19 protein-coding genes, 4 tRNA genes, 3 rRNA genes and 1 pseudogene are annotated in these 24,323 nt (G+C 52.8%); 12 read left to right on the top strand and 15 right to left on the bottom strand.

Annotation, left to right across the window (positions count from 1 at the left end):
- Positions 1–41 precede the first annotated feature (41 nt).
- Complete coding sequence (locus C2U54_RS09340; RefSeq protein WP_103178371.1) at positions 42–812, top strand: amidohydrolase; 771 nt, start codon at positions 42–44, stop codon at positions 810–812.
- A gap of 110 nt (positions 813–922) precedes the next feature.
- Here C2U54_RS09340 and C2U54_RS09335 read toward each other — a convergent pair whose 3' ends face one another.
- The 3 genes from C2U54_RS09335 to dnaQ form a co-directional block, all read right to left on the bottom strand.
- Positions 923–1,450 carry a cytochrome b gene (locus C2U54_RS09335; protein WP_103178370.1) on the bottom strand — a complete coding sequence of 176 codons (528 nt, stop codon included), beginning with the start codon at positions 1,448–1,450 and terminating at the stop codon, positions 923–925.
- Positions 1,451–1,856: 406 nt separating this feature from the next.
- A tRNA-Asp gene (locus C2U54_RS09330) sits at positions 1,857–1,933 on the bottom strand.
- A 130-nt stretch (positions 1,934–2,063) separates the two neighbouring features.
- Positions 2,064–2,807 carry a DNA polymerase III subunit epsilon gene (gene dnaQ / locus C2U54_RS09325; RefSeq protein ID WP_103178369.1) on the bottom strand — a complete coding sequence of 248 codons (744 nt, stop codon included), beginning with the start codon at positions 2,805–2,807 and terminating at the stop codon, positions 2,064–2,066.
- Between the two features lie 145 nt (positions 2,808–2,952).
- On the opposite strand from dnaQ, the gene rnhA reads away from it, so the two are divergent.
- A complete protein-coding gene (gene rnhA / locus C2U54_RS09320) occupies positions 2,953–3,420 on the top strand; it encodes a ribonuclease HI (protein WP_103178368.1) in 468 nt (155 codons plus the stop codon).
- Here rnhA and C2U54_RS09315 read toward each other — a convergent pair whose 3' ends face one another.
- A complete protein-coding gene (locus tag C2U54_RS09315) occupies positions 3,421–4,137 on the bottom strand; it encodes a class I SAM-dependent methyltransferase (protein ID WP_103178367.1) in 717 nt (238 codons plus the stop codon).
- A gap of 32 nt (positions 4,138–4,169) precedes the next feature.
- Here C2U54_RS09315 and gloB point away from each other — a divergent pair, with 32 nt between their 5' ends.
- Positions 4,170–4,925, top strand: coding sequence for a hydroxyacylglutathione hydrolase (gene gloB, locus C2U54_RS09310; RefSeq protein WP_103178366.1), 756 nt, complete (start codon positions 4,170–4,172; stop codon positions 4,923–4,925).
- 71 nt (positions 4,926–4,996) lie between these two features.
- Positions 4,997–6,364: a murein transglycosylase D gene (gene mltD / locus C2U54_RS09305; protein ID WP_103178365.1), complete on the top strand. Its 1,368-nt coding sequence runs from the start codon at positions 4,997–4,999 to the stop codon at positions 6,362–6,364.
- A 52-nt stretch (positions 6,365–6,416) separates the two neighbouring features.
- Here the strand turns inward: mltD and C2U54_RS09300 are convergent, their stop codons facing one another.
- From C2U54_RS09300 to C2U54_RS09290, 3 genes are all read right to left on the bottom strand, one after another.
- On the bottom strand, positions 6,417–7,187 hold the full coding sequence (locus C2U54_RS09300) for a class I SAM-dependent methyltransferase (RefSeq protein WP_103178364.1): 771 nt from the start codon (positions 7,185–7,187) through the stop codon (positions 6,417–6,419).
- Positions 7,188–7,263: 76 nt separating this feature from the next.
- Positions 7,264–8,064, bottom strand: a complete 801-nt coding sequence (locus C2U54_RS09295; protein WP_039032074.1) for an endonuclease/exonuclease/phosphatase family protein — start codon at positions 8,062–8,064, stop codon at positions 7,264–7,266.
- Between the two features lie 158 nt (positions 8,065–8,222).
- Positions 8,223–9,398, bottom strand: coding sequence for an MFS transporter (locus C2U54_RS09290; protein ID WP_103178363.1), 1,176 nt, complete (start codon positions 9,396–9,398; stop codon positions 8,223–8,225).
- Positions 9,399–9,502: 104 nt separating this feature from the next.
- Here C2U54_RS09290 and yafC point away from each other — a divergent pair.
- Positions 9,503–10,434 (top strand): annotated as a pseudogene (yafC, locus tag C2U54_RS09285) (DNA-binding transcriptional regulator YafC).
- A gap of 1 nt (position 10,435) precedes the next feature.
- Here yafC and dkgB read toward each other — a convergent pair.
- From dkgB to gmhB, 8 genes are all read right to left on the bottom strand, one after another.
- Positions 10,436–11,239, bottom strand: coding sequence for a 2,5-didehydrogluconate reductase DkgB (gene dkgB / locus C2U54_RS09280; protein ID WP_103178361.1), 804 nt, complete (start codon positions 11,237–11,239; stop codon positions 10,436–10,438).
- 164 nt (positions 11,240–11,403) lie between these two features.
- Positions 11,404–11,480: transfer RNA gene (locus C2U54_RS09275), tRNA-Asp, on the bottom strand.
- 53 nt (positions 11,481–11,533) lie between these two features.
- Positions 11,534–11,649 (bottom strand): 5S ribosomal RNA (gene rrf, locus C2U54_RS09270).
- 196 nt (positions 11,650–11,845) lie between these two features.
- Positions 11,846–14,749, bottom strand: a 23S ribosomal RNA gene (locus C2U54_RS09265).
- Between the two features lie 195 nt (positions 14,750–14,944).
- Positions 14,945–15,020 (bottom strand) — tRNA-Ala (locus C2U54_RS09260).
- A 36-nt stretch (positions 15,021–15,056) separates the two neighbouring features.
- Positions 15,057–15,133: transfer RNA gene (locus C2U54_RS09255), tRNA-Ile, on the bottom strand.
- 70 nt (positions 15,134–15,203) lie between these two features.
- A 16S ribosomal RNA gene (locus tag C2U54_RS09250) occupies positions 15,204–16,743 on the bottom strand.
- Together the 16S, 23S and 5S rRNA genes with 3 tRNA genes alongside form the textbook arrangement of a ribosomal RNA operon.
- Positions 16,744–17,108: 365 nt before the next feature.
- The gene (gene gmhB / locus C2U54_RS09245) at positions 17,109–17,675 is read right to left on the bottom strand and encodes a D-glycero-beta-D-manno-heptose 1,7-bisphosphate 7-phosphatase (protein ID WP_103178360.1); all 567 of its coding nucleotides are present in this window, start codon (positions 17,673–17,675) and stop codon (positions 17,109–17,111) included.
- A gap of 187 nt (positions 17,676–17,862) precedes the next feature.
- On the opposite strand from gmhB, the gene metN reads away from it, so the two are divergent.
- The 7 genes from metN to C2U54_RS09210 all read left to right on the top strand — a co-directional run bounded on the left by metN (position 17,863) and on the right by C2U54_RS09210 (position 24,321).
- On the top strand, positions 17,863–18,894 hold the full coding sequence (gene metN / locus C2U54_RS09240; RefSeq protein ID WP_103178359.1) for a methionine ABC transporter ATP-binding protein MetN: 1,032 nt from the start codon (positions 17,863–17,865) through the stop codon (positions 18,892–18,894).
- Positions 18,887–19,540, top strand: a complete 654-nt coding sequence (locus tag C2U54_RS09235) for a methionine ABC transporter permease MetI (RefSeq protein ID WP_039030285.1) — start codon at positions 18,887–18,889, stop codon at positions 19,538–19,540. The genes metN and C2U54_RS09235 overlap by 8 nt, the downstream gene beginning before the upstream one ends.
- Positions 19,541–19,579: 39 nt before the next feature.
- Complete coding sequence (metQ, locus tag C2U54_RS09230) at positions 19,580–20,395, top strand: methionine ABC transporter substrate-binding lipoprotein MetQ (RefSeq protein ID WP_039030286.1); 816 nt, start codon at positions 19,580–19,582, stop codon at positions 20,393–20,395.
- A gap of 107 nt (positions 20,396–20,502) precedes the next feature.
- On the top strand, positions 20,503–20,907 hold the full coding sequence (gene rcsF / locus C2U54_RS09225) for an Rcs stress response system protein RcsF (protein ID WP_103178358.1): 405 nt from the start codon (positions 20,503–20,505) through the stop codon (positions 20,905–20,907).
- Positions 20,904–21,611: a tRNA (N6-threonylcarbamoyladenosine(37)-N6)-methyltransferase TrmO gene (gene tsaA, locus C2U54_RS09220; protein WP_103178357.1), complete on the top strand. Its 708-nt coding sequence runs from the start codon at positions 20,904–20,906 to the stop codon at positions 21,609–21,611. The genes rcsF and tsaA overlap by 4 nt, the downstream gene beginning before the upstream one ends.
- A 111-nt stretch (positions 21,612–21,722) precedes the next feature.
- Positions 21,723–23,441, top strand: coding sequence for a proline--tRNA ligase (gene proS / locus C2U54_RS09215; RefSeq protein WP_103178356.1), 1,719 nt, complete (start codon positions 21,723–21,725; stop codon positions 23,439–23,441).
- Between the two features lie 55 nt (positions 23,442–23,496).
- On the top strand, positions 23,497–24,321 hold the full coding sequence (locus C2U54_RS09210) for a YaeF family permuted papain-like enzyme (RefSeq protein ID WP_103178355.1): 825 nt from the start codon (positions 23,497–23,499) through the stop codon (positions 24,319–24,321).
- Positions 24,322–24,323: the final 2 nt, after the last annotated feature.

The following is a 24,323-nucleotide window of genomic DNA, read 5'->3' as shown; positions in this document are numbered from 1 at the left end:
TGCTACAGTGTCAAAATGGGGTTATTCGAGGAGTCTTAACTGTGCCTGGTCTGAAGATTACGCTTTTGCAACAACCGCTGGTGTGGATGGATGGTCCGGCCAACCTGCGCCATTTTGATCGTCAGCTGGAAGGGATCGCCGGACGGGATATTATTATCCTGCCCGAGATGTTCACCACTGGCTTCGCCATGGAGGCGGCTAAGCAGTCCCTGCCGCAGGACGAGCTGGTTGCCTGGATGCAGGCCAGAGCGCAACAAACCCAGGCGTTAATCGCTGGCAGCGCAGCGTTGCAGACCGAACGCGGACCGGTGAACCGTTTTCTGCTGGTGGAGCCCGAGGGCAAGGTGCACTTCTACGATAAGCGCCATCTGTTCCGCATGGCGGACGAGCACCAGCACTATGAAGCGGGTAACGAGCGGGTTGTCTTTGAGTGGCGCGGCTGGCGCATTCTGCCGTTGGTCTGTTACGACCTGCGTTTCCCGGTGTGGTCCCGTAACCGCGATGATTACGACCTGGCGATCTACGTGGCCAATTGGCCGGCGCCCCGCTCTCTCCACTGGCAGGCGCTGCTGACGGCACGTGCGATTGAGAACCAGGCCTATATCGCTGGCTGCAACCGGGTCGGTACTGACGGCAACGGGCATCACTACCGGGGCGACAGCCGGGTGATCAACCCGCAGGGTGAGATTATTGCCACCGCTGAGCCGCATCATGCAACCCGGATTGATGCCGAGCTGTCGCTGACCGCGCTGAGGGAGTACCGGGAGAAGTTTCCTGCCTGGCAGGATGCGGATCCGTTTAGTATTGACTGAAGGGTAAAGCCGCACTGTCCCTGTCCCCTCACCTCATCGGCATAAAGGGACAGGAGCGGTGCGGCTCTGCTGTTTGTTACTTCATCTAATGAAAGGCGTCAGTCTTTTTCTTACAGCATGCGTTGCAGGATTTCGCGCTGTCCCTTGAAGGTATATTTGATTACCTCCGCGACATGCCCAAGCAGAATCAGGCCCAGTAAAATGCAGCTAACGCGATGCAATTTAAAGAAGAATTCATTAACTTCAATCGTGTTAATCGGATGAGTAATCGGCAGCAGCCCAAACAGGCTGTAATCTTTGTGCAGCATCAGGAAGCCGCTGGCCAGCACCAACATAATGGTCAGATAAAACAGCTCATGGATAAAAACCACCATCTGCTTTTTCCGCCCCGCCACCGTTGCCGGATAAGGCACTGAAGGACGAAAGAAGCGCCAGACAAAACGCACCAGCATGATTGGCGTTGCAATGGTGCCAAGCGACATATTCAACACAGAAAAAAAGGTAAACCAACGGGTCCCTTCCAGCGCGTGAAGAATGTAGCCCATGCACATGGCGTAGATAATGACGGCTGCAACCACCCAGTGTAAAAGGCGAGAAAAGCGATCGTAACGTGTGGGAATAACGGAAGAAGTTTGCATATCCTTGTCCTCTAAAACGTAATAACCTGGCGTCCTTTGAAGCCATGCGTCCAGAAATCATTCGCCCTGCCCTGCTTTAATCCTGCGCCGGGTTTAACAATGAAATTCTTCTCCGCAAAATAGGATATTGCCCTGCCCCTTAATAGAAGAACGCAGACCATTTTTAACCTCTTCTTTTTTCCCGTTAACCGGTTGGGCGACTGGAGCGTTGTTGAATTTATTATTTATGCAGGCCGGAAAAAGATAAGGAGGAGTCTATCGTTGCGAATACGCTGAATGAGGATAACGGAACCTGGGCATTTTCAGGCTCAACGGCATAAGCCAGACGGAAGATGTTGCTGGGGAAAGTTGCACAAAAACAGAGATCGAAAAAAGGCCCATGTTATTGCCAACATGGGCCTGAATGTGGCGGAACGGACGGGACTCGAACCCGCGACCCCCTGCGTGACAGGCAGGTATTCTAACCGACTGAACTACCGCTCCGCTGTGTTCCCTTGGGAACGAGGCAGATATTACGGTTTACCCTCGATCCCGTCAATGCTTTTTCTCTGCTTTTGAATCGTTTGCTGCAAAAACGATCCAAACGGTTATTTTACCAGCATTTCAGCGGCTTTTAGCCTCGCCAGAGGCAGCTTCCGCCCTTCTTCTGCACCAGATCCAGACGGGATTCATGCGCCATTAACTCTTCATCACTCGCAAGTATAACGCGCAGCGCGCTGGACTTACGAATAATGCGCTGGATTTCACTCTCGCCGGACACTTGCTGCGCCTCGTTATCGGCATTAAACGCCAGGGCGGTCTGGCCGCCCGTCATGATCAGATAAACATCCGCCAGGATCTGGGCATCGAGCAGTGCCCCGTGTAGCGTTCGTTTGCTGTTATCTATCTCATAGCGCGAGCACAACGCGTCAAGGCTGTTCCGCTTGCCGGGGAACATCTTCCTTGCCATCGCCAGGCTATCAGTGACCTTGCAGAAGGCGTCTGTTTTCGGCAGGCCGCGGTTGAGCTTGCTGAATTCGTAATCCATAAAGCCGATATCGAACGAGGCGTTATGAATGACAAGCTCGGCGCCTTTAATGTAGTCGATGAATTCATCGGCAACGTCGGCAAAGGTAGGTTTATCGAGCAGAAACTCATCTGCAATACCGTGAACGCCAAAGGCTTCCGGGTCCACCAGCCGGTCTGGCTTCAGGTAAACGTGAAAGTTATTGCCGGTAAGACGGCGGTTAACCACCTCTACCGCACCGATCTCGATGATCTTATGCCCTTCATAGTGAGCACCGATCTGGTTCATACCCGTCGTTTCGGTATCGAGAACGATGATCCTGTCGGCGTTGTGTGTGTCTGCAATACTCATTCTGTCAGCCTGTTCTTATTAACGATGACATTGTAATCAACCTGACCTGGCGTTCAAAGGCTAATTCACGCGGACTTTATTTTGCCGTGCCGAGGAAGACCATTTATGTCAGACTTACCGTTTTTATTACAGGATGTCTGCCAGGATGCGTAAACAGGTAGAGATTTACACCGATGGCTCGTGCCTCGGCAATCCGGGCCCAGGGGGTTACGGCGCCATTTTGCGGTATCGACAGCACGAAAAAACTTTCAATGAAGGCTTTCGCCTGACCACCAACAACCGCATGGAGTTGATGGCCGCGATTGTGGCTCTTGAGGCACTGAAAGAGCATTGCGATATTGTGCTAAGTACCGACAGCCAGTATGTACGCCAGGGGATCACCCAGTGGATCCACAACTGGAAAAAACGCGGCTGGAAAACCGCGGACAAAAAACCGGTGAAGAATGTCGATCTCTGGCAACGCCTGGATGCGGCGCTCAGCCAGCATAAAATCCAGTGGGAATGGGTGAAAGGCCACGCCGGACATCCCGAAAACGAACGCTGCGACGAACTGGCGCGCGCTGCTGCGCTCAATCCGCAGCATGACGATGTGGGGTATAAACCGGAAGCCTGATCAGGGCTTTCGGTACTGCCGCGTGGCACCTACAGCGGGGCGCAATTGGGTCTTGGCTTTGCCTGGTTTCATGGGATTGAGCGTCAGGGGGATGGTTCTCTTGCGCGCCACAATCAGCTGCATACAGCCCAGCGCCGGAAAATGGGTGCTGAGTAACTTCCCGCCCTGCCGCGTCCAGGGTATCACCTGAAAACCGCTCTGGTGCATCACCTCAAAATTGAGCAGCGAGAGCCAGTCCAGCTGGCGCATCAGCGTGAACATGCGGCTGTTATAGGGTGGCGTGCGACGCAGCACCGGCACCAGCTTTCTCAGCCCCATCAGACTCATCGGGTTAAAGCCGCTAATCACCAGCCAGCCATCATCAATCAAAACCCGATCGGCTTCCCGCAGCAGACGGTGCGGGTCATCGCACCAGGGCAGCAAATGTGCCAACAGGCACGCATCAACGGACTTCTCGGCAAAAGGGAGCTGCAGCGGATTGGCCTTCACCTGAACGGGTTCCCCGCCCAGCGAAACATTGACCTGATGCGAGATGGCGCAGCTTTCAGAGTTGATTTCCGCGCTCAGATTGCCAATCTTAAGCAGGTGAAAACCATACATTTTCGCAAACCAGGGCTTAAGCTGTAACTCGAGCGCTTCACGATAGTATTCACCCCAGGGCAACTCCGCCCAGTGTTTCGGTGCGGTAACAATCTGAGGTATCCTTGCCGGTTTCATCAAAACACCCGCCACGCTATGAGAGGTAATGTATGAATCTTAACAGTATTTCTGCTTTTCAGGACAATTACATCTGGGTTTTAAGCAATGATGAGGGTCGTTGCGTGATTGTCGATCCTGGCGAGGCGGAGCCGGTGTTAAACGCCATCGAGCAAAACCAGTGGCAGCCGGAAGCCATTCTGCTCACGCATCATCACCATGACCATGTGGGCGGCGTGGCGGCACTCTGCGCAAAATTTCCGCATCTTGTGGTATACGGTCCTGCTGAGACACAAGATAAGGGGGCTACGCGCGTAGTAAAAGAGGGAGAAAAGATCCTCATTCTTACGTTGGAATTTTCTGTAATTGCCACACCGGGTCACACTTCTGGACATATTTCGTACTTTAGCTTCCCTTATCTTTTCTGTGGGGACACAATGTTCTCTGGTGGCTGCGGACGACTCTTCGAAGGCACTCCAGCCCAGATGTACCAGTCCTTCCAGAAAATTAACGCTCTCCCCGACGATACCCTTATTTGTTGCGCACATGAATACACTTTAGCGAATATGAAGTTTGCGATGCACGTTCTGCCTGAGGATAGTGCGATTCAGGATTATTACCGCAAAGTGAATGAGTTACGTGCAAAAAACCAAAAAACACTGCCCGTAATTCTGAAAAATGAACGTAAAATTAATTTATTTCTTAGAACAAATGACATTGATTTAGTTAATAAAATTAAAGAAGAAACAAATATGTTACAACCTGAGGATTGTTTCGCGTGGTTAAGGGCAAAGAAAGATGACTTCTGACAATTGCATGTTGCCTTTTTAACTATTCGTCGTTATCATCGCTCGTCTTTTAAGCAACTATTGACACACACATGAAGGCAAAAGCGATATTACTCGCCTCTGTCCTGCTTGTGGGTTGCCAGTCGTCACAGAACACTGGCAACGTACAACAGCACGCACAGAGCCTTTCTGCAGCTGGTCAAGGGGAAGCAGGGAAGTTCACAAGTCAATCGCGATGGGCAGACGATGGGACGTCCTTCGCACAGGATCAAGACTTGTGGGTCTCTATTGGTGACGAGCTAAAGATGGGAATTCCGGAAAACAGCCGGATTCGCGAACAGAAACAGAAGTATTTAAGCAATAAGAGCTATCTCCACGATGTAACTTTACGGGCAGAGCCGTATATGTACTGGATAGCAGGGCAAGTTAAGAAACGTAACATGCCCATGGAACTGGTACTACTACCCATAGTGGAGAGCGCTTTTGACCCACACGCAACGTCTGGCGCCAAGGCCGCAGGTCTTTGGCAGATCATACCGAGCACAGGGCGCAATTATGGTTTAAAACAGACCCGCAACTACGATGCGCGTCGTGATGTGGTCGCCTCGACGACTGCCGCTCTCGATATGATGCAACGTCTGAACAAGATGTTCGACGGTGACTGGCTGCTGACTGTCGCTGCGTACAACAGCGGTGAGGGTCGTGTACTGAAGGCAATGAAAGCGAATAAAGCACGGGGTAAACCTACCGACTTTTGGTCGCTTCCACTGCCACGGGAAACCAAATTATACGTACCTAAAATGCTGGCTTTGAGTGAAATCTTCAAAAACAGCAAACAGTACGGCGTGCAGCTGCCAACCTCCGACGAAAGTCGTGCGCTGGCGAAAGTGCGTATCAACAACCCTGTTGAACTGAAACAGGTTGCGGATATGGCAGGTATCTCGGTGACCAAACTGAAAGCCTTCAACGCAGGTGTGAAGGGCTCTACGTTAGGTACCAGCGGACCAAAATACGTTCTGGTGCCGCAGAAACACGCTGAACAGTTACGGGTATCGTTAGCGTCGGGTGAGATTGCAGCGGTTCAGTCTACGCTGATTGCGGATAACACACCGTTAAATAGCCGTAGCTATCGGGTACGTACAGGCGATACGCTTTCAGGCATTGCTTCACGTCTTGGCGTGAGCACGAAAGATCTGCAGCAGTGGAACAAGCTGCGTGGCTCTACCCTGAAAGTGGGTCAGAACCTGACGATTGGCGCGGGTAACAGCGCGCAGCGTCTCGCCAATAATAGCGATAGCATTACCTATCGCGTACAAAAAGGCGATTCGCTTTCCAGTATTGCCAAGCGTCACGGCGTAAACATCAAAGATGTGATGCGCTGGAACAGCGATACGGATAATCTGCAGCCTGGCGACCGGATAACGTTGTTTGTAAAAAACAACGCCACACCGGATTCCTGATTTCAGAGACCTGATGTAAAAAGGCACCGATTCCCCTCGGTGCCTTTTTTGTTTATCCCGCCTTTTGGGCTTCAGCCAGGAGGGTATCGCTGGTAAAGGAGCCCTCTTCCTGCAGCTCAAAGTAGGCTTTGACCTCGGCCGAGGCACTATCCTGATACAGCCGGATCGCCTGGCTCAACATCTCTGGTGTGCGCATACGCGCAATCCACGAAGAAAACTCCAGCCTTAATCTGTCAGTCTGCAGCGATTGTGCAATCAGCCCGGCATCGGTGAACATGGACAACCACTCGCCGCTGGAGTAGTTCCGGACATGCGAGGTATCCCGCAACGCTTCCACCGTCTGTAACCAGATATCACGTACCGGATGACCCGGCGACATGATATCCATGATGATAACCAGCCCACCCGGCTTCAGCACCCGCTTAACTTCGCGCAACGCCTGGCCGACGTCATGCCAGTGGTGCGCCGAGTAGCGGCTGATCACAATATCAAACATTTCATCATCAAAGGGTAATGATTCTGCATAGCCCTGACGGGTGGCAATATTATTCAGCCCCTTCTCGCTGGCTGCGGCGGCAACCACCTCCAGCATCTGGCTGGATAAGTCATATGCCGTCACCTGAGCCACCTGCTGCGCTGCCACAAAGCTGGCATGACCTGCCCCGCAGCCTAAATCAAGGATGCTGGCTTTCGGAAAATCAGCCAGACGTTCAGCCAGACGCTGCAAATCGCGCCCGGATGCGTGAACCGCGCTGGTGAGGTAGGCCTTAGCCTGAGAGCCAAACTGTTTTTCTACGTTGTCATGATGGGACTGTGTTGTCATTTTGCTGTCCTTCGGTTGATGAAAAATAAAGGGCAGCACCCGTACAGGCCTGCCCCACGGCAGACCTGACGCACCTCTATCTCTCAGGTTTGCCGGGACTGAATTCAACGAGTAGCGGATTGTGATCGGATGCGCGAGTGACCAGCACAGAGGCTTCACTCACGTTCAGACCACGATAGAAGACAAAATCGAGCGGACGACCAAAGGCCTTGCGCCGCTGGTCATCGGTAAAACGTACTTCGCGCAGCGACATCTCACGCGCAAAGCGATAAAGCGCATTCATTCGCGGACGGCTCCAGGCATTGAAATCGCCAGCCATAACCACCGGGCCGCTGTGATGGGCAATCTGATCGCCGATAGGCAGCAGCTGCTTGCTGTAGACATCCACGCCAAGGCTGAAGTTAACCGCGTGGATATTGACCACCATCAGCAGCCGGGTATCCGGCAGCGGATACACGGTGACCAGGGCGGATTTCGCCAGGCGCAGAAGCGGTTCGCGCTCGCGCAGTGGGCAGCAATAGACGGGATGAGCGGCAGAGAGCGTCATCACCCCTGACGGATGCTGGGGTAAGACAAATGCCGGCACCTGGTCAGCAGCGAGATAGTTAGTGGTCGCAAACCTGACCAGTTCAGGTGTGGTTTGCGCCTCCTGCAGCAGCACCAGATGAGCATCTTTACCAAAATTCTGCAGGACGGATAACCATTCGGCGCGTTGCTGTTTAAAGATATTCCATACCAGCACCCGAATTTTTTCGTCGCTGCTTAAAGGCGCACCCGCAGGCAATGCCTGGCCAATGCTCGCAAACGACCCCGGAGGTAAAATTCGCTCCGCTGGCTGTCCGGCAACATAACGCATGGCATAGGTATTTTTTCGCACGGTGTGAAACGACCCCTATCAACTTGAACCCGTCCAGAAACAGGAGCGGGTTCTAATGTTATAGGGTTTTCAGCTCACACTTTCAACGCTATTACTAAGAAACTACTGAGTTACTCAGATTCCGCTGAGCTGTTTTGTCGGTAAGTACTTACATAAAGTTATCCGAGAGTAACGCGCGCGGGCTTATCCAGACGACCACTCAGGCCAATCAACAGAAACGCCACGAGAACAATGACCGCCCCAATCCACGGCGTTTGCGACAGACCAAAATGCTCGACCGTCTGCCCACCAATAATGGAACCCAGGGCGATACCGACATTAAACGCGGCGATATTAAGACCGGAAGCAACATCCACGGCGTTGGGTGTATAGTGTTCGGCTTTCTGCACGACATAGACCTGTAAACCCGGTACGTTACCGAAGGCGAAGATCCCCATTACCAGTACCGTACCCAGCGCGGCATACTGTATGGAAGCGGTGAACTGGAAGACCAGTAAAAGCACTACCAGGGCAGCAAAGATAATTTTCAGCGCCGGGACTGCGCCATGCTTATCGGCCAGCTTTCCGCCCCAGATATTGCCGATCGCCACCGAAACGCCATAGCCCAGCAGGATCCAGCTTACTGCGCTCGGTGAGAACCCTGCCAGATCCTGCATCATTGGCGCCAGGAAGGTAAATGCGGTAAACACACCGCCATAGCCCAGCGCCGTAATGGCATAGATCATCAGCAGACGAGGATGAGTCAGCCCTTTCAGCTGATCGCGCAGCGTCGCTGCCGCGCGTCCCGGAATAGTGGACGGGATCAGCACCAGACTGCTAATCAGCGCAATCACGCCCAGCAGAGAGACCGCGGGGAAGGTTTCACGCCAGCCAAAATGTTGCCCAATAAAGGTGCCCAGCGGTACACCTGTCACCAGGGCTACGGTTAAACCGCCAAACATAATGGCAATAGCAGAGGCCGCTTTCTCTTTCGGCACCAGGCTCGTCGCAATTGTCGAGCCGATGGAGAAGAAGACACCATGAGCCAGCCCCGTCAGGAGGCGGGCAATGACCAGGGTTGTATAATCAGGTGCCTGCCAGGCAAGGATGTTGCCTGCGGTAAACAGCACCATCAACGCCATCAGCAGCTGTTTACGCGGCAGACGGCCTGTGAGTGCGGTCAGTACCGGTGCGCCGATAGCCACACCGAGGGCATAGATAGAGACCAGTAAACCCGCCGAAGGCAGCGAGATGGCAAGTTGGTCAGCAATGGTAGGAACCAGACCTACAATAACAAATTCAGTCGTGCCGATTGCAAAGGCACTGATCGTCAGGGCAAGTAGCGCCAGAGGCATAAATAACTCCGTCTCATCAGGATAAAGATGACACGGAGTATGCGCCAGTGTTTAAATAACAAAAATGCTCAAAGTATCAATACAATTTTGCGGATAAAGCAACAATGAAAGCAACGTCTGACGAGCTGGCGATATTTGTCGCAGTCGTTGAGAGCGGCAGTTTTAGCCGTGCCGCAGAACAGCTGGGACAGGCTAATTCAGCCGTCAGCCGATCGGTAAAAAAGCTGGAGATGAAGCTGGGCGTCAGCCTGCTTAACCGGACGACCCGGCAACTGAGCCTGACCGAAGAAGGCGAACGCTATTTTCGCCGCGTGCAGTCTATTCTGCAGGAGATGGCCGCCGCAGAAACAGAGATCATGGAGACGCGCAGCACGCCACGCGGGCTTCTGCGTATCGATGCGGCGACGCCCGTGGTGCTGCATTTCCTGATGCCTTTAATTAAACCTTTCCGCGAACGTTATCCGGAAATGACGCTCTCTCTGGTTTCTTCAGAAACGTTTATCAACCTGATTGAGCGCAAGGTGGATGTGGCGATCCGCGCGGGGACGCTGACCGATTCCAGCCTGCGGGCACGCCCTCTGTTCACCAGTTATCGCAAAATCATCGCCTCCCCGGCCTATATTGCCCGCTTCGGCAAGCCTGAGACGATAGAGGAACTGAAGCAGCATCTCTGCCTGGGCTTTACGGAGCCGGTATCCCTTAATACATGGCCTCTCGCCTGCCATGATGGCCAGCTGCATGAAGTGGTTTGCGGTTTATCATCCAACAGCGGCGAGACGCTCAAACAGTTATGCCTTGAAGGAAATGGGATTGCCTGCCTGTCGGATTATATGATTGATAAAGAGATTGCGCGGGGGGAGTTAGTCGAGCTGATGGCAGACAAGCGCCTGCCGGTAGAGATGCCCTTCAGTGCGGTTTATTACAGTGACAGAGCGGTAAGCACCCGCATCCGGGCCTTTATTGATTTTCTGAGCGAGCATGTAAAACAGCTCCCGAAGGAGCTGTGAGAGGGTTCAGGGTACAGAGGGCGGGCTAGATTAGTCCCACTTCGGCGCCAGACCTTCCGGGCTAACCAGACGATCGTTGCAGTCGAGCGCCGCGATCGCTTTTTTATCATCCAGATCCAGCTTCAGATCCTGTGCCAGCAGATTGCTCGCCAGGTTTTCACGCTTGGTTGAAGACGGGATCACTGCATAACCTTCGCCCATCGCCCATGCCAGGATAACCTGTGCTGCGGTGGCATTATGCCTGGTAGCAATGCGCAGAATGGTTTCGTCTTTCAGAGCCTTACCGTAAGCCAGCGTCATGTAAGAAGTGATATGGATGCCATGCTGCTTCGCCCACTCCACCACCTGCCGGTTTTGCAGATAAGGGGATAGTTCGATCTGATTGGTGGCGATATTTTCTGCGCCAACTGCGGCAACTGCCCTTTCCATCAACGGGATAGTGAAGTTGGAGATACCAATTTCGCGCGTCAGTCCCTGCGTTTTAGCTTCCAGCAAAGCCTGCATGAATTCTTCAACGGACACCGCATCGTTCGGCGATGGCCAGTGAATCAGGGTCAGATCCACATAATCGGTGCGCAGCTTTTTCAGGCTCTCTTTCAGGCTTGGGATTAATTTCTCTTTGCTGAGGTTCTCAATCCAGATCTTGGTGGTAATAAAAAGTTCGTTACGCGGTACGCCGCTCTCTGCGATCGCCTGACCCACAGCGGCTTCGTTGTCGTAGATTTGGGCGGTATCAATCGTGCGATAACCCAGTTCGAGGGCAGTTTTAACGGATGCGATAACAACGTCGTCTTTCAGGCGGAAAGTGCCAAGACCGAATGCAGGGATAGACATGAAATTCCTCTTTTCTTCATCATGTTTGTTAATAAAGAGGATTATCTCTGGCGGGGATATGTGAAAAAAGATCGTATTAAGCAGAGGATTTTTGCGTTTACAGCAATAATCAAACAGCAGGCAAGAAAAAAGCCCTGAGCGTGAGCTCAGGGCTTCTTAATAAGTGGCGGAACGGACGGGACTCGAACCCGCGACCCCCTGCGTGACAGGCAGGTATTCTAACCGACTGAACTACCGCTCCACCGTATTTTTTGTAATTACCAGATATGGTTCTGGTTTATTACGTAATTTGATGCCTGGCAGTTCCCTACTCTCGCATGGGGAGACCCCACACTACCATCGGCGCTACGGCGTTTCACTTCTGAGTTCGGCATGGGGTCAGGTGGGACCACCGCGCTACAGCCGCCAGGCAAATTCTTGGTGCTCTGTACGCAATACTTTATCGCATCAGCCGCGTTGGCTGCGCTCGTAAAGTCAGTCACATACTTCAGTATGCTCCTTTCTTTCCTTCGCTTGCCGCCTTGCTGCTGCGCAAACTATTGTGTACTTAACTCTGAATCAATGCTGAAAATTTTCTCAAACCCACCGAAACAGCTTCGGCGTTGTAAGGTTAAGCCTCACGGTTCATTAGTACCGGTTAGCTCAACGCATCGCTGCGCTTACACACCCGGCCTATCAACGTCGTCGTCTTCAACGTTCCTTCAGGAGCCTTAAAGGCTCAGGGAGAACTCATCTCGGGGCAAGTTTCGTGCTTAGATGCTTTCAGCACTTATCTCTTCCGCATTTAGCTACCGGGCAGTGCCATTGGCATGACAACCCGAACACCAGTGATGCGTCCACTCCGGTCCTCTCGTACTAGGAGCAGCCCCCCTCAATTCTCCAGCGCCCACGGCAGATAGGGACCGAACTGTCTCACGACGTTCTAAACCCAGCTCGCGTACCACTTTAAATGGCGAACAGCCATACCCTTGGGACCTACTTCAGCCCCAGGATGTGATGAGCCGACATCGAGGTGCCAAACACCGCCGTCGATATGAACTCTTGGGCGGTATCAGCCTGTTATCCCCGGAGTACCTTTTATCCGTTGAGCGATGGCCCTTCCATTCAGAACCACCGGATCACTATGACCTGCTTTCGCACCTGCTCGAGCCGTCACTCTCGCAGTCAAGCCAGCTTATGCCATTGCACTAACCTCCTGATGTCCGACCAGGATTAGCTGACCTTCGTGCTCCTCCGTTACTCTTTAGGAGGAGACCGCCCCAGTCAAACTACCCACCAGACACTGTCCGCAACCCGGGTAACGGGTCTACGTTAGAACACCAGCCATTAAAGGGTGGTATTTCAAGGACGGCTCCACGCAGACTGGCGTCCACGCTTCAAAGCCTCCCACCTATCCTACACATCAAGGACCAGTGTTCAGTGTCAAGCTATAGTAAAGGTTCACGGGGTCTTTCCGTCTTGCCGCGGGTACACTGCATCTTCACAGCGATTTCAATTTCACTGAGTCTCGGGTGGAGACAGCCTGGCCATCATTACGCCATTCGTGCAGGTCGGAACTTACCCGACAAGGAATTTCGCTACCTTAGGACCGTTATAGTTACGGCCGCCGTTTACCGGGGCTTCGATCAAGAGCTTCGCGTTGCCGCTGACCCCATCAATTAACCTTCCGGCACCGGGCAGGCGTCACACCGTATACGTCCACTTTCGTGTTTGCACAGTGCTGTGTTTTTAATAAACAGTTGCAGCCAGCTGGTATCTTCGACTGATTTCAGCTCCACCCGCAGGGGCTTCACCTACATATCAGCGTGCCTTCTCCCGAAGTTACGGCACCATTTTGCCTAGTTCCTTCACCCGAGTTCTCTCAAGCGCCTTGGTATTCTCTACCTGACCACCTGTGTCGGTTTGGGGTACGATTTGGTGTTACCTGATGCTTAGAGGCTTTTCCTGGAAGCAGGGCATTTGTTGCTTCAGCACCGTAGTGCCTCGTCATCACACCTCAGCGTTAATAAGGTACCGGATTTACCTGGAACCTCCGCCTACATGCTTAAACCGGGACAACCGTCGCCCGGCCAACATAGCCTTCTCCGTCCCCCCTTCGCAGTAACACCGAGTACAGGAATATTAACCTGTTTCCCATCGACTACGCCTTTCGGCCTCGCCTTAGGGGTCGACTCACCCTGCCCCGATTAACGTTGGACAGGAACCCTTGGTCTTCCGGCGAGCGGGCTTTTCACCCGCTTTATCGTTACTTATGTCAGCATTCGCACTTCTGATACCTCCAGCATGCCTCACAGCACACCTTCGCAGGCTTACAGAACGCTCCCCTACCCAACAACACATAGTGTCGCTGCCGCAGCTTCGGTGCATGGTTTAGCCCCGTTACATCTTCCGCGCAGGCCGACTCGACCAGTGAGCTATTACGCTTTCTTTAAATGATGGCTGCTTCTAAGCCAACATCCTGGCTGTCTGTGCCTTCCCACATCGTTTCCCACTTAACCATGACTTTGGGACCTTAGCTGGCGGTCTGGGTTGTTTCCCTCTTCACGACGGACGTTAGCACCCGCCGTGTGTCTCCCGTGATAACATTCCCCGGTATTCGCAGTTTGCATCGGGTTGGTAAGCCGGGATGGCCCCCTAGCCGAAACAGTGCTCTACCCCCGAGGATGAGTTCACGAGGCGCTACCTAAATAGCTTTCGGGGAGAACCAGCTATCTCCCGGTTTGATTGGCCTTTCACCCCCAGCCACAGGTCATCCGCTAATTTTTCAACATTAGTCGGTTCGGTCCTCCAGTTAGTGTTACCCAACCTTCAACCTGCCCATGGCTAGATCACCGGGTTTCGGGTCTATACCCTGCAACTTAACGCCCAGTTAAGACTCGGTTTCCCTTCGGCTCCCCTATACGGTTAACCTTGCTACAGAATATAAGTCGCTGACCCATTATACAAAAGGTACGCAGTCACACCCGAAGGTGCTCCCACTGCTTGTACGTACACGGTTTCAGGTTCTTTTTCACTCCCCTCGCCGGGGTTCTTTTCGCCTTTCCCTCACGGTACTGGTTCACTATCGGTCAGTCAGGAGTATTTAGCCTTGGAGGATGGTCCCCCCATATTCAGACAGGATACCACGTGTCCCGCCCTACTCTTCGAGTTCACAGCATGTGTGCTTTCGTGTACGGGAGTATCACCCTGTACCCTGCGACTTTCCAGACGCTTCCACTAACACACAAGCTGATTCAGACTCCGGGCTGCTCCCCGTTCGCTCGCCGCTACTGGGGGAATCTCGGTTGATTTCTTTTCCTCGGGGTACTTAGATGTTTCAGTTCCCCCGGTTCGCCTCGTTAGCCTATGTATTCAGCTAACGATAGTGCAACGAATTGCACTGGGTTTCCCCATTCGGACATCGCCGGGTCAAGGGTTCATATCACCTCGCCGGCGCTTTTCGCAGATTAGCACGTCCTTCATCGCCTCTGACTGCCAGGGCATCCACCGTGTACGCTTAGTCGCTTAACCTCACAACCCGAAGCTGTTTCACTTCGTGTTGTGAAAATTTGAGAGACTCGAACACACCTTTATCTGTTCTTATTACGGAGAACAGACACAGTGTGTCGTTTCAATTTTCAGCTTGATCCAGATTTTTAAAGAGCAAAACTTCGCAGCGCACCCTTGCAGGTACACTCTGAAGTTTTCAGGTTTTCGCAGTAAAGATGGTGGAGCTATGCGGGATCGAACCGCAGACCTCCTGCGTGCAAGGCAGGCGCTCTCCCAGCTGAGCTATAGCCCCATCGTGGTCAATCTCTTCCAATTTGCGTTGCAAATTTGGTAGGCCTGAGTGGACTTGAACCACCGACCTCACCCTTATCAGGGGTGCGCTCTAACCACCTGAGCTACAAGCCTGCAGAGATTTTTTACTGCTAATTTTCATCAGACAATCTGTGTGAGCACTGCAAAGGCAGGTTCTTTAAGGTAAGGAGGTGATCCAACCGCAGGTTCCCCTACGGTTACCTTGTTACGACTTCACCCCAGTCATGAATCACAAAGTGGTAAGCGCCCTCCCGAAGGTTAAGCTACCTACTTCTTTTGCAACCCACTCCCATGGTGTGACGGGCGGTGTGTACAAGGCCCGGGAACGTATTCACCGTAGCATTCTGATCTACGATTACTAGCGATTCCGACTTCATGGAGTCGAGTTGCAGACTCCAATCCGGACTACGACGCACTTTATGAGGTCCGCTTGCTCTCGCGAGGTCGCTTCTCTTTGTATGCGCCATTGTAGCACGTGTGTAGCCCTACTCGTAAGGGCCATGATGACTTGACGTCATCCCCACCTTCCTCCAGTTTATCACTGGCAGTCTCCTTTGAGTTCCCGGCCTAACCGCTGGCAACAAAGGATAAGGGTTGCGCTCGTTGCGGGACTTAACCCAACATTTCACAACACGAGCTGACGACAGCCATGCAGCACCTGTCTCAGAGTTCCCGAAGGCACCAAGCCATCTCTGGCAAGTTCTCTGGATGTCAAGAGTAGGTAAGGTTCTTCGCGTTGCATCGAATTAAACCACATGCTCCACCGCTTGTGCGGGCCCCCGTCAATTCATTTGAGTTTTAACCTTGCGGCCGTACTCCCCAGGCGGTCGACTTAACGCGTTAGCTCCGGAAGCCACGCCTCAAGGGCACAACCTCCAAGTCGACATCGTTTACGGCGTGGACTACCAGGGTATCTAATCCTGTTTGCTCCCCACGCTTTCGCACCTGAGCGTCAGTCTTTGTCCAGGGGGCCGCCTTCGCCACCGGTATTCCTCCAGATCTCTACGCATTTCACCGCTACACCTGGAATTCTACCCCCCTCTACAAGACTCAAGCCTGCCAGTTTCAAATGCAGTTCCCAGGTTGAGCCCGGGGATTTCACATCTGACTTAACAGACCGCCTGCGTGCGCTTTACGCCCAGTAATTCCGATTAACGCTTGCACCCTCCGTATTACCGCGGCTGCTGGCACGGAGTTAGCCGGTGCTTCTTCTGCGAGTAACGTCAATCACTGTGGTTATTAACCACAATGCCTTCCTCCTCGCTGAAAGTACTTTACAACCCGAAGGCCTTCTTCATACACGCGGCATGGCTGCATCAGGCTTGCGCCCATTGTGCAATATTCCCCACTGCTGCCTCCCGTAGGAGTCTGGACCGTGTCTCAGTTCCAGTGTGGCTGGTCATCCTCTCAGACCAGCTAGGGATCGTCGCCTAGGTGAGCCATTACCCCACCTACTAGCTAATCCCATCTGGGCACATCCGATGGCAAGAGGCCCGAAGGTCCCCCTCTTTGGTCTTGCGACATTATGCGGTATTAGCTACCGTTTCCAGTAGTTATCCCCCTCCATCAGGCAGTTTCCCAGACATTACTCACCCGTCCGCCACTCGTCACCCGAGAGCAAGCTCTCTGTGCTACCGTTCGACTTGCATGTGTTAGGCCTGCCGCCAGCGTTCAATCTGAGCCATGATCAAACTCTTCAATTTAAGTTTGATGCTCGTGAATTAAACTTCGTAATGAATTACGTGTTCACTCAGAGACTTGGTATTCATTTTTCGTCCGAGGACGTTAAGAATCCATGTCACTTTGAGTGCCCACACAGATTGTCTGATAAATTGTTAAAGAGCAGTGCAACGCGGCTTTCGCTCACCGTTGCGAGGTGGCGTATATTACGCTTTCCTCTTTCAGAGTCAAGCGATTATTTTCGCTTTTCTCCTCAACCGGCCCGGCTGTTTGTGTGAAGTGATTCACATCTGCCGTGTCGATGGAGGCGCATTATAGGGAGTTCTTCGGCGCTGACAAGCGGAAAAAGACAATTTTATTTCAACCGCTCACCTTTTCGCCACAACGCCTATTTTTGCTGCTTTTTGATGGTTTCCGGCAGCACTGCCAGGCTGTTAATCACGCAATCCGCTGCATTTTCCGCTTCAGGCGTGACAGGCTTGCCAGTACGCACCAGAATTTTATGACCCACGCCTGCCGCGGCAGCTGCCTGCATATCTTCCAGTTTATCGCCCACCATATATGAAGCGCTCATATCTATATGAAGGAACTCTTGTGCGGAAGTGAGCATACCCGGGTGTGGTTTTCGGCAATCACAGGTCTGGCGATACTCGTCTACGGTCCCCTGTGGGTGATGCGGACAATAATAGATACCGTCCAGATCAACGCCGCGATCCGCCAGTGACCAGTCCATCCATTCCGTTAAGGTCTCAAACTGTGCTTCGGTGAATTTACCGCGCGCGATACCTGACTGGTTGGTGACGACCACCAGCGCAAATCCCATCTCTTTTAATTCACGCATGGCTTCAATAACGCCATCGATGAATTCAAATTCGTCTATCTCATGCACATAACCATGATCGACATTAATTGTGCCGTCACGATCGAGAAAAATTGCGGGTACTGATTTTGCCACCGGTTTGCTCCTGAATAGGGATGTCTGCGTAGTATCTCATGTTTCACTGCGCAAGAAAGTGCTCATCGCGCAGAGTTGGATTGATTTAGACGTCTGGATGCCTTAACATCCGTTTTGTTGACGGTCATCGCCCGTATCAGGCAGCAGAAAATGCCACGGCTAACTTACATACGATAAAAATAATCTAATGATTAAACTTTCGAATATCACCAAAGTGTTCCAGCAAGGGAACCGTACCATTCAGGCGTTGAACAACGTTAGCCTGCATGTTCCGGCTGGACAGATTTATGGCGTCATTGGCGCCTCAGGTGCAGGTAAAAGTACGCTCATTCGTTGCGTTAACCTGCTTGAACGCCCGACTGAAGGCCACGTTCAGGTTGATGGTACGGAACTGACTACGCTTTCAGAAGCAGAACTGACTAAAGCCCGCCGCCAGATTGGCATGATCTTCCAGCACTTTAACCTGCTCTCTTCGCGCACCGTGTTTGGCAACGTTGCCCTGCCGCTGGAGCTGGATAACACGCCCAAAGACGAAATCAAACGTCGCGTCACCGAACTGCTGGATCTGGTCGGTCTGAGCGAGAAGCACGACACCTTCCCGGCCAACTTGTCCGGCGGACAAAAACAGCGCGTGGCGATTGCGCGTGCGCTGGCCAGTAATCCTAAAGTATTGCTCTGTGACGAAGCCACCAGCGCCCTGGATCCGGCAACGACCCGCTCGATTCTGGAGCTCTTAAAGGACATTAACCGTCGCCTGGGGCTGACCATCCTCCTTATTACGCACGAGATGGATGTGGTTAAGCGCATCTGCGACTGTGTGGCGGTGATAAGCCAGGGTGAACTGATTGAACAAGACACCGTCAGCGAAGTGTTCTCGCATCCGAAAACCCCACTGGCGCAGCAGTTTATTCAGGCCACGCTGCATCTGGATATTCCGGAAGACTATCTGGCACGTTTAAAGGCACAACCAGAAGCAAACAGCGTTCCAATGCTGCGGATGGAGTTTACCGGCAAGTCAGTGGATGCCCCGCTGCTGTCAGAAACTGCCCGCCGCTTCAATGTGAACAACAACATTATTAGCGCGCAGATGGATTACGCCGGTGGCGTGAAGTTCGGCATCATGCTGACTGAAATGCACGGTACGCAAGAAGATACGCAGGCGGCGATCGCCTGGCTGCAAGAGCATCATGTAAAAGTTGAGGTACTGGGTTATGTCTGAGGCAATGATGTGGTTGCTGGCACGCGGCGTATGGGAAACGCTGGCGATGACCTTCGTATCGGGCTTCTTCGGTTTTGTCATTGGTCTGCCGGTGGGCGTGCTGCTGTACGTTACCCGTCCGGGCCAGATAATTGAGAACGCAAAACTTTACCGCACGCTCTCCGCGCTGGTGAACATCTTCCGTTCCATTCCCTTCATCATTCTGTTGGTATGGATGATCCCCTTCACTCGCGTTATTGTGGGCACGTCCATTGGCCTGCAGGCTGCCATCGTCCCCCTGACCGTGGGCGCGGCACCGTTTATCGCCCGTATGGTTGAGAACGCGCTGTTAGAGATCCCATCGGGCCTGATTGAAGCGTCCCGCGCCATGGGTGCGACGCCGATGCAGATCGTTCGCAAGGTCTTACTGCCAGAAGCATTACCAGGTCTGGTCAACGCGGCCACCATCACGCTCATTACTCTGGTGGGTTACTCAGCGATGGGTGGTGCGGTAGGCGCCGGCGGTCTGGGACAGATCGGCTATCAGTATGGTTACATTGGCTACAATGCTACCGTTATGAATACCGTGCTGGTTCTGCTGGTTGTACTGGTTTATCTCATTCAATTCTCTGGCGATCGCATCGTCCGGGCTGTTACGCACAAATAACGTTACACAACACAAACTCGACGAGTTAAGGATAAAAACATGGCGTTTAAATTTAAGACCTTTGCTGCGGTAGGCGCGCTGATCGGCTCTCTGGCACTGGTAGGTTGTGGCCAGGACGAAAAAGATCCAAACCACATCAAAGTGGGTGTTATCGTCGGTGCGGAGCAGCAGGTTGCAGAGACGGCAGCGAAAGTGGCGAAAGAGAAGTATGGCCTGGACGTGGAGCTGGTGACGTTTAACGATTATGTACTGCCTAACGAAGCGCTGAGCAAAGGCGATATCGATGCTAACGCCTTCCAGCACAAACCGTACCTGGATCAGCAGATCAAAGATCGTGGCTACAAGCTGGTTGCGGTGGGCAATACTTTCGTTTACCCAATCGCGGGCTACTCCAAAAAAATCAAATCATTAGAAGAACTGCAGGACGGTTCTCAGGTAGCAGTACCTAACGATCCAACCAACCTTGGCCGTTCCCTGCTGCTGCTGCAGAAAGTGGGTCTGATTAAACTGAAAGATGGTGTTGGCCTGCTGCCGACCGTTCTGGACGTGACCGAGAATCCAAAAAACCTGAAAATTGTTGAGCTGGAAGCGCCACAGCTGCCACGTTCTCTGGATGATGCGCAGATCGCCCTGGCGGTTATCAACACCACTTACGCCAGCCAGATTAACCTGACGCCAGCGAAAGACGGTATCTTCGTGGAAGATAAAGACTCTCCGTACGTTAACCTGATCGTTACCCGCGAAGATAACAAAGATGCGGAAAACGTGAAGAAGTTCGTCCAGGCTTACCAGTCTGATGAAGTTTACCAGGAAGCAAACAAAGTCTTTAACGGTGGTGCAGTTAAAGGCTGGTAATCTTACCTTTGTGTAATATCATTCAGGACGGGCGTAAGCCCGTCTTGTCATTTATGCAGGCAACTGATTCAATATCTGACGATTTGATTATTCATTGAGGAAACAATATGCGTGCTTTACCGATCTGTCTTTTAGCACTGATGCTGAGCGGTTGTTCTATGCTAAGCAGATCTCCTGTTGAACCTGTTAAAAGCACAGCAACCCCGCCGAAAGTGGAGCCTGAAAAGCCAAAAGCACCACGTCCTGCGCCGGTCAGAATCTATACCAAGGCTGAAGATTTAGTGGGTAAACCGTTCCGCGATCTGGGTGAAGTCTCGGGCGAATCTTGCCAGGCCACCAACCAGGATTCTCCTCCAAATATCCCTACTGCGCGTAAACGCATGCAGATCAATGCCTCTAAAATGAAGGCCAATGCGGTTCTGCTGCACAGCTGCGAAGTTACCAGCGGCACACCTGGCTGCTATCGTCAGGCCGTTTGCGTAGGTTCTGCCCTTAACGTCTCGGCGAAATGAGTGCATTCCAGTTCGAGCAGATAGGCGTTATTCGCTCACCCTATAAAGAGAAGTTTGCCGTGCCACGCCAGCCTGGTCTGGTGAAAAGCTGTAGCGGCGAACTTCACTTGCTCGCGCCCTATAATCAGGCCGATGCCGTGCGCGGACTGGAAGCGTTCAGCCACCTGTGGGTGCTGTTTATCTTTCATCAGACCATGGCTGGCGGCTGGCGCCCTACCGTGCGCCCACCTCGTCTCGGCGGTAACGCCCGAATGGGAGTGTTTGCCACGCGCTCGACCTTTCGTCCAAACCCTGTCGGTATGTCGCTCATCGAACTGAAAGGCATTCGCTGCCAGAAGGATCAGGTGATTCTGGAGCTTGGCAGCCTGGATCTGGTGGACGGTACGCCCGTAGTGGATATCAAACCTTACCTGCCCTTTGCAGAAGCCTTGCCGGATGCGCGTGCCAGCTACGCCCAGCAGGCCCCCCAGGCAGATACGCCGGTCTGGTTTACCGATGCGCTCACCCCCCAGTTGATCCAGCTGGAGAAGCGCTATCCTCGACTGCGGGAATTTATCATCGACGTGCTGGCCCAGGATCCCCGTCCGGCCTACCGTAAAGAGGAAGAGGCAGGGAAAACCTACGCCGTCCTGTTGCTGGATTTTAACGTTCGCTGGCGCGTTACCGCGGCGGGCTTTGAAGTGTTTGCCCTCGAGCCGCAGTAATTTTATCCTCTTCTCTTTTGGCATCTTTGCCACACTGGTAAACTAAACCACTTTTTTTGTGTCAGGCTGCCGGTCAGCCTGTTCCACTCTTCGAAATGGAACCGTAACAACATGCGTACTAGCCAATATCTGCTCTCCACTCTGAAGGAGACACCTGCCGACGCCGAGGTGATCAGCCACCAGCTGATGCTGCGCGCCGGGATGATCCGCAAGCTGGCCTCCGGGTTATACACCTGGTTGCCGACCGGCGTGCGCGTCCTGAAAAAAGTCGAAAACATCGTGCGTGAAGAGATGAATAACGCCGGTGCTATCGAGGTGTTAATGCCGGTAGTTCAGCCCTCTGAACTGTGGCAGGAGAGTGGTCGCTGGGAGCAGTATGGTCCGGAACTGCTGCGTATTGCCGATCGTGGCGATCGTCCATTCGTTCTCGGCCCAACGCATGAAGAGGTCATTACCGATCTGATCCGCAACGAGCTGAGCTCATACAAGCAGCTGCCGCTGAACTTCTTCCAGATCCAGACCAAATTCCGTGATGAAGTGCGTCCACGTTTTGGCGTCATGCGCTCTCGCGAATTCCTGATGAAAGATGCTTACTCTTTCCACACTTCTCAGGAATCGCTGCAGGAGACCTATGACAAGATGTACGAAGCGTACAGCAAAATCTTCTCCCGCATGGGGCTGGATTTCCGCGCCGTTCAGGCTGATACCGGTTCTATCGGCGGTAGCGCATCCCATGAGTTCCAGGTACTGGCACAGAGCGGTGAAGACGATGTGATCTTCTCTGACTCCTCTGATTACGCCGCGAACATTGAGTTTGCAGAAGCTCTGGCGCCAAAAGCGCCACGTGCTGCGGCAACCGAAGAGATGAAGCTGGTTGATACACCAAACGCGAAAACCATCGCCGAGCTGGTTGAGCAGTTCAATCTGCCGATCGAAAAAACGGTCAAAACCCTGCTGGTGAAATCCACCGAAGGCAGCGCCTACCCGCTGGTTGCTCTGCTGGTCCGTGGCGATCACGAGTTGAACGAAGTGAAAGCCGAGAAGCTGCCACAGGTTGCAAGCCCGTTAACCTTCGCAACGGAAGCGGAAATCCGCGCCGTCGTCAACGCGGGTCCTGGTTCTCTGGGTCCGGTGAATATGCCTGTTCCTGTTGTGGTTGACCGCACGGTCGCCGCGATGAGCGACTTCTCCGCTGGCGCGAACATCGACGGCAAACACTATTTCGGCATTAACTGGGATCGCGACGTCGCGACGCCAGAAGTGGCGGATATTCGTAACGTGGTGGCAGGCGATCCAAGCCCGGACGGCAACGGCACCCTGATGATCAAACGCGGTATCGAAGTCGGTCATATCTTCCAGCTGGGTGATAAATACTCCCGCGCGCTGAACGCCGCCGTTCAGGGTGAAGATGGCCGCAACCAGGTCCTGACCATGGGCTGCTACGGTATTGGTGTAACCCGTGTGGTTGCTGCCGCTATCGAGCAGAACTACGACGAGCGTGGCATTGTCTGGCCGGACAACATCGCTCCGTTCCAGGTGGCGATCCTGCCGATGAACATGCATAAGTCCTACCGTGTGCAGGAGCTGGCGGAAAAACTCTACAGCGAGCTGCGTGCGCAGGGTATCGAAGTGCTGATGGACGATCGTAAAGAGCGCCCAGGCGTGATGTTTGCGGATATGGAACTGATCGGCATTCCGCACACCATCGTGATCGGCGATCGTAACCTCGATAATGACGAAATCGAGTATAAGTATCGTCGTAACGGTGAGAAGCAGATGATTAAAACCGGTGACGTGCTTGAGTATTTAATCAAAAACATCAAAGGTTGATGTCGTAAGAGGCCCTGATTTTCAGGGCCTCTTTTTTACAAGGATTGTAAAAGATATGAAAATGCACAGGGCGTTGCATCGCCTGCTCGTTCCCTCTCTCTTTTTATTTTCCGGCTGTACGCTTGATGTAAGCAGACAGGAAAGCGCAGCAAATGCGGTAGAGGCTCAGTCGAAAAAATGGGCAATCAAACTGCAGCGCCAGAGTTCTCTTTCAGAAAAAAAGCTGCTCGAAATCACCGAAAAAGAGCTTAAAGCTGGCGATCTTCTCTTCTCATCCAGCATCGGGATTACGTCCCTTGGCATTCGCCTGCTCAGTACCTCGTCCGTCAGTCACGTTGCAGTTTATCTCGGCAATCATGATGTGGCAGAAGCGACAGGCAACGGGGTGCAAATTATAAGCCTGGAAGATGCCATGCAGCACAGCGACAAATTATTCGCTTTAAGGGTGCCCAACCTGACACCCGAGCAAGCGGCAACCATCAGAGTATTTGCTGAGCAGGCGCAACATAGCCGCTATAACTATCGGGGAATAATTGAGTTTGTTCCCTTCATGGTGACAAAACAATTATGTTCGCTGAATCCCTTCTCAGAAACTTTTCGCCAGCAGTGCGTTAGCGGCTTTGCCACTGCGCAATTAAGCAGAACAAGCGAAGATGAAAAAAAGGCGTGGTTTTGTTCGGAATTTGTTAGCGATGCCTTCCTGAAGGCGGGTCACCCGCTGACGATGGCAGAATCGGGCTGGATAAGCCCTGCCGATTTGATGCATATGCGTGAAGGCGATATTTCCACCTATAAACCTGAAACAGAGCTACGGTACATTGGCCATCTCAAACCCGGAATTTACATCAAAACGCGTCGCTTTGTAGGACTCAGGCCCTGATA

This window comes from Leclercia sp. LSNIH1 (assembly GCF_002902985.1).
Lineage (GTDB): Bacteria > Pseudomonadota > Gammaproteobacteria > Enterobacterales > Enterobacteriaceae > Enterobacter.
Note: the sequence above shows the minus strand (reverse complement) of the source record. Positions and strands in the feature narration are given on the sequence as shown.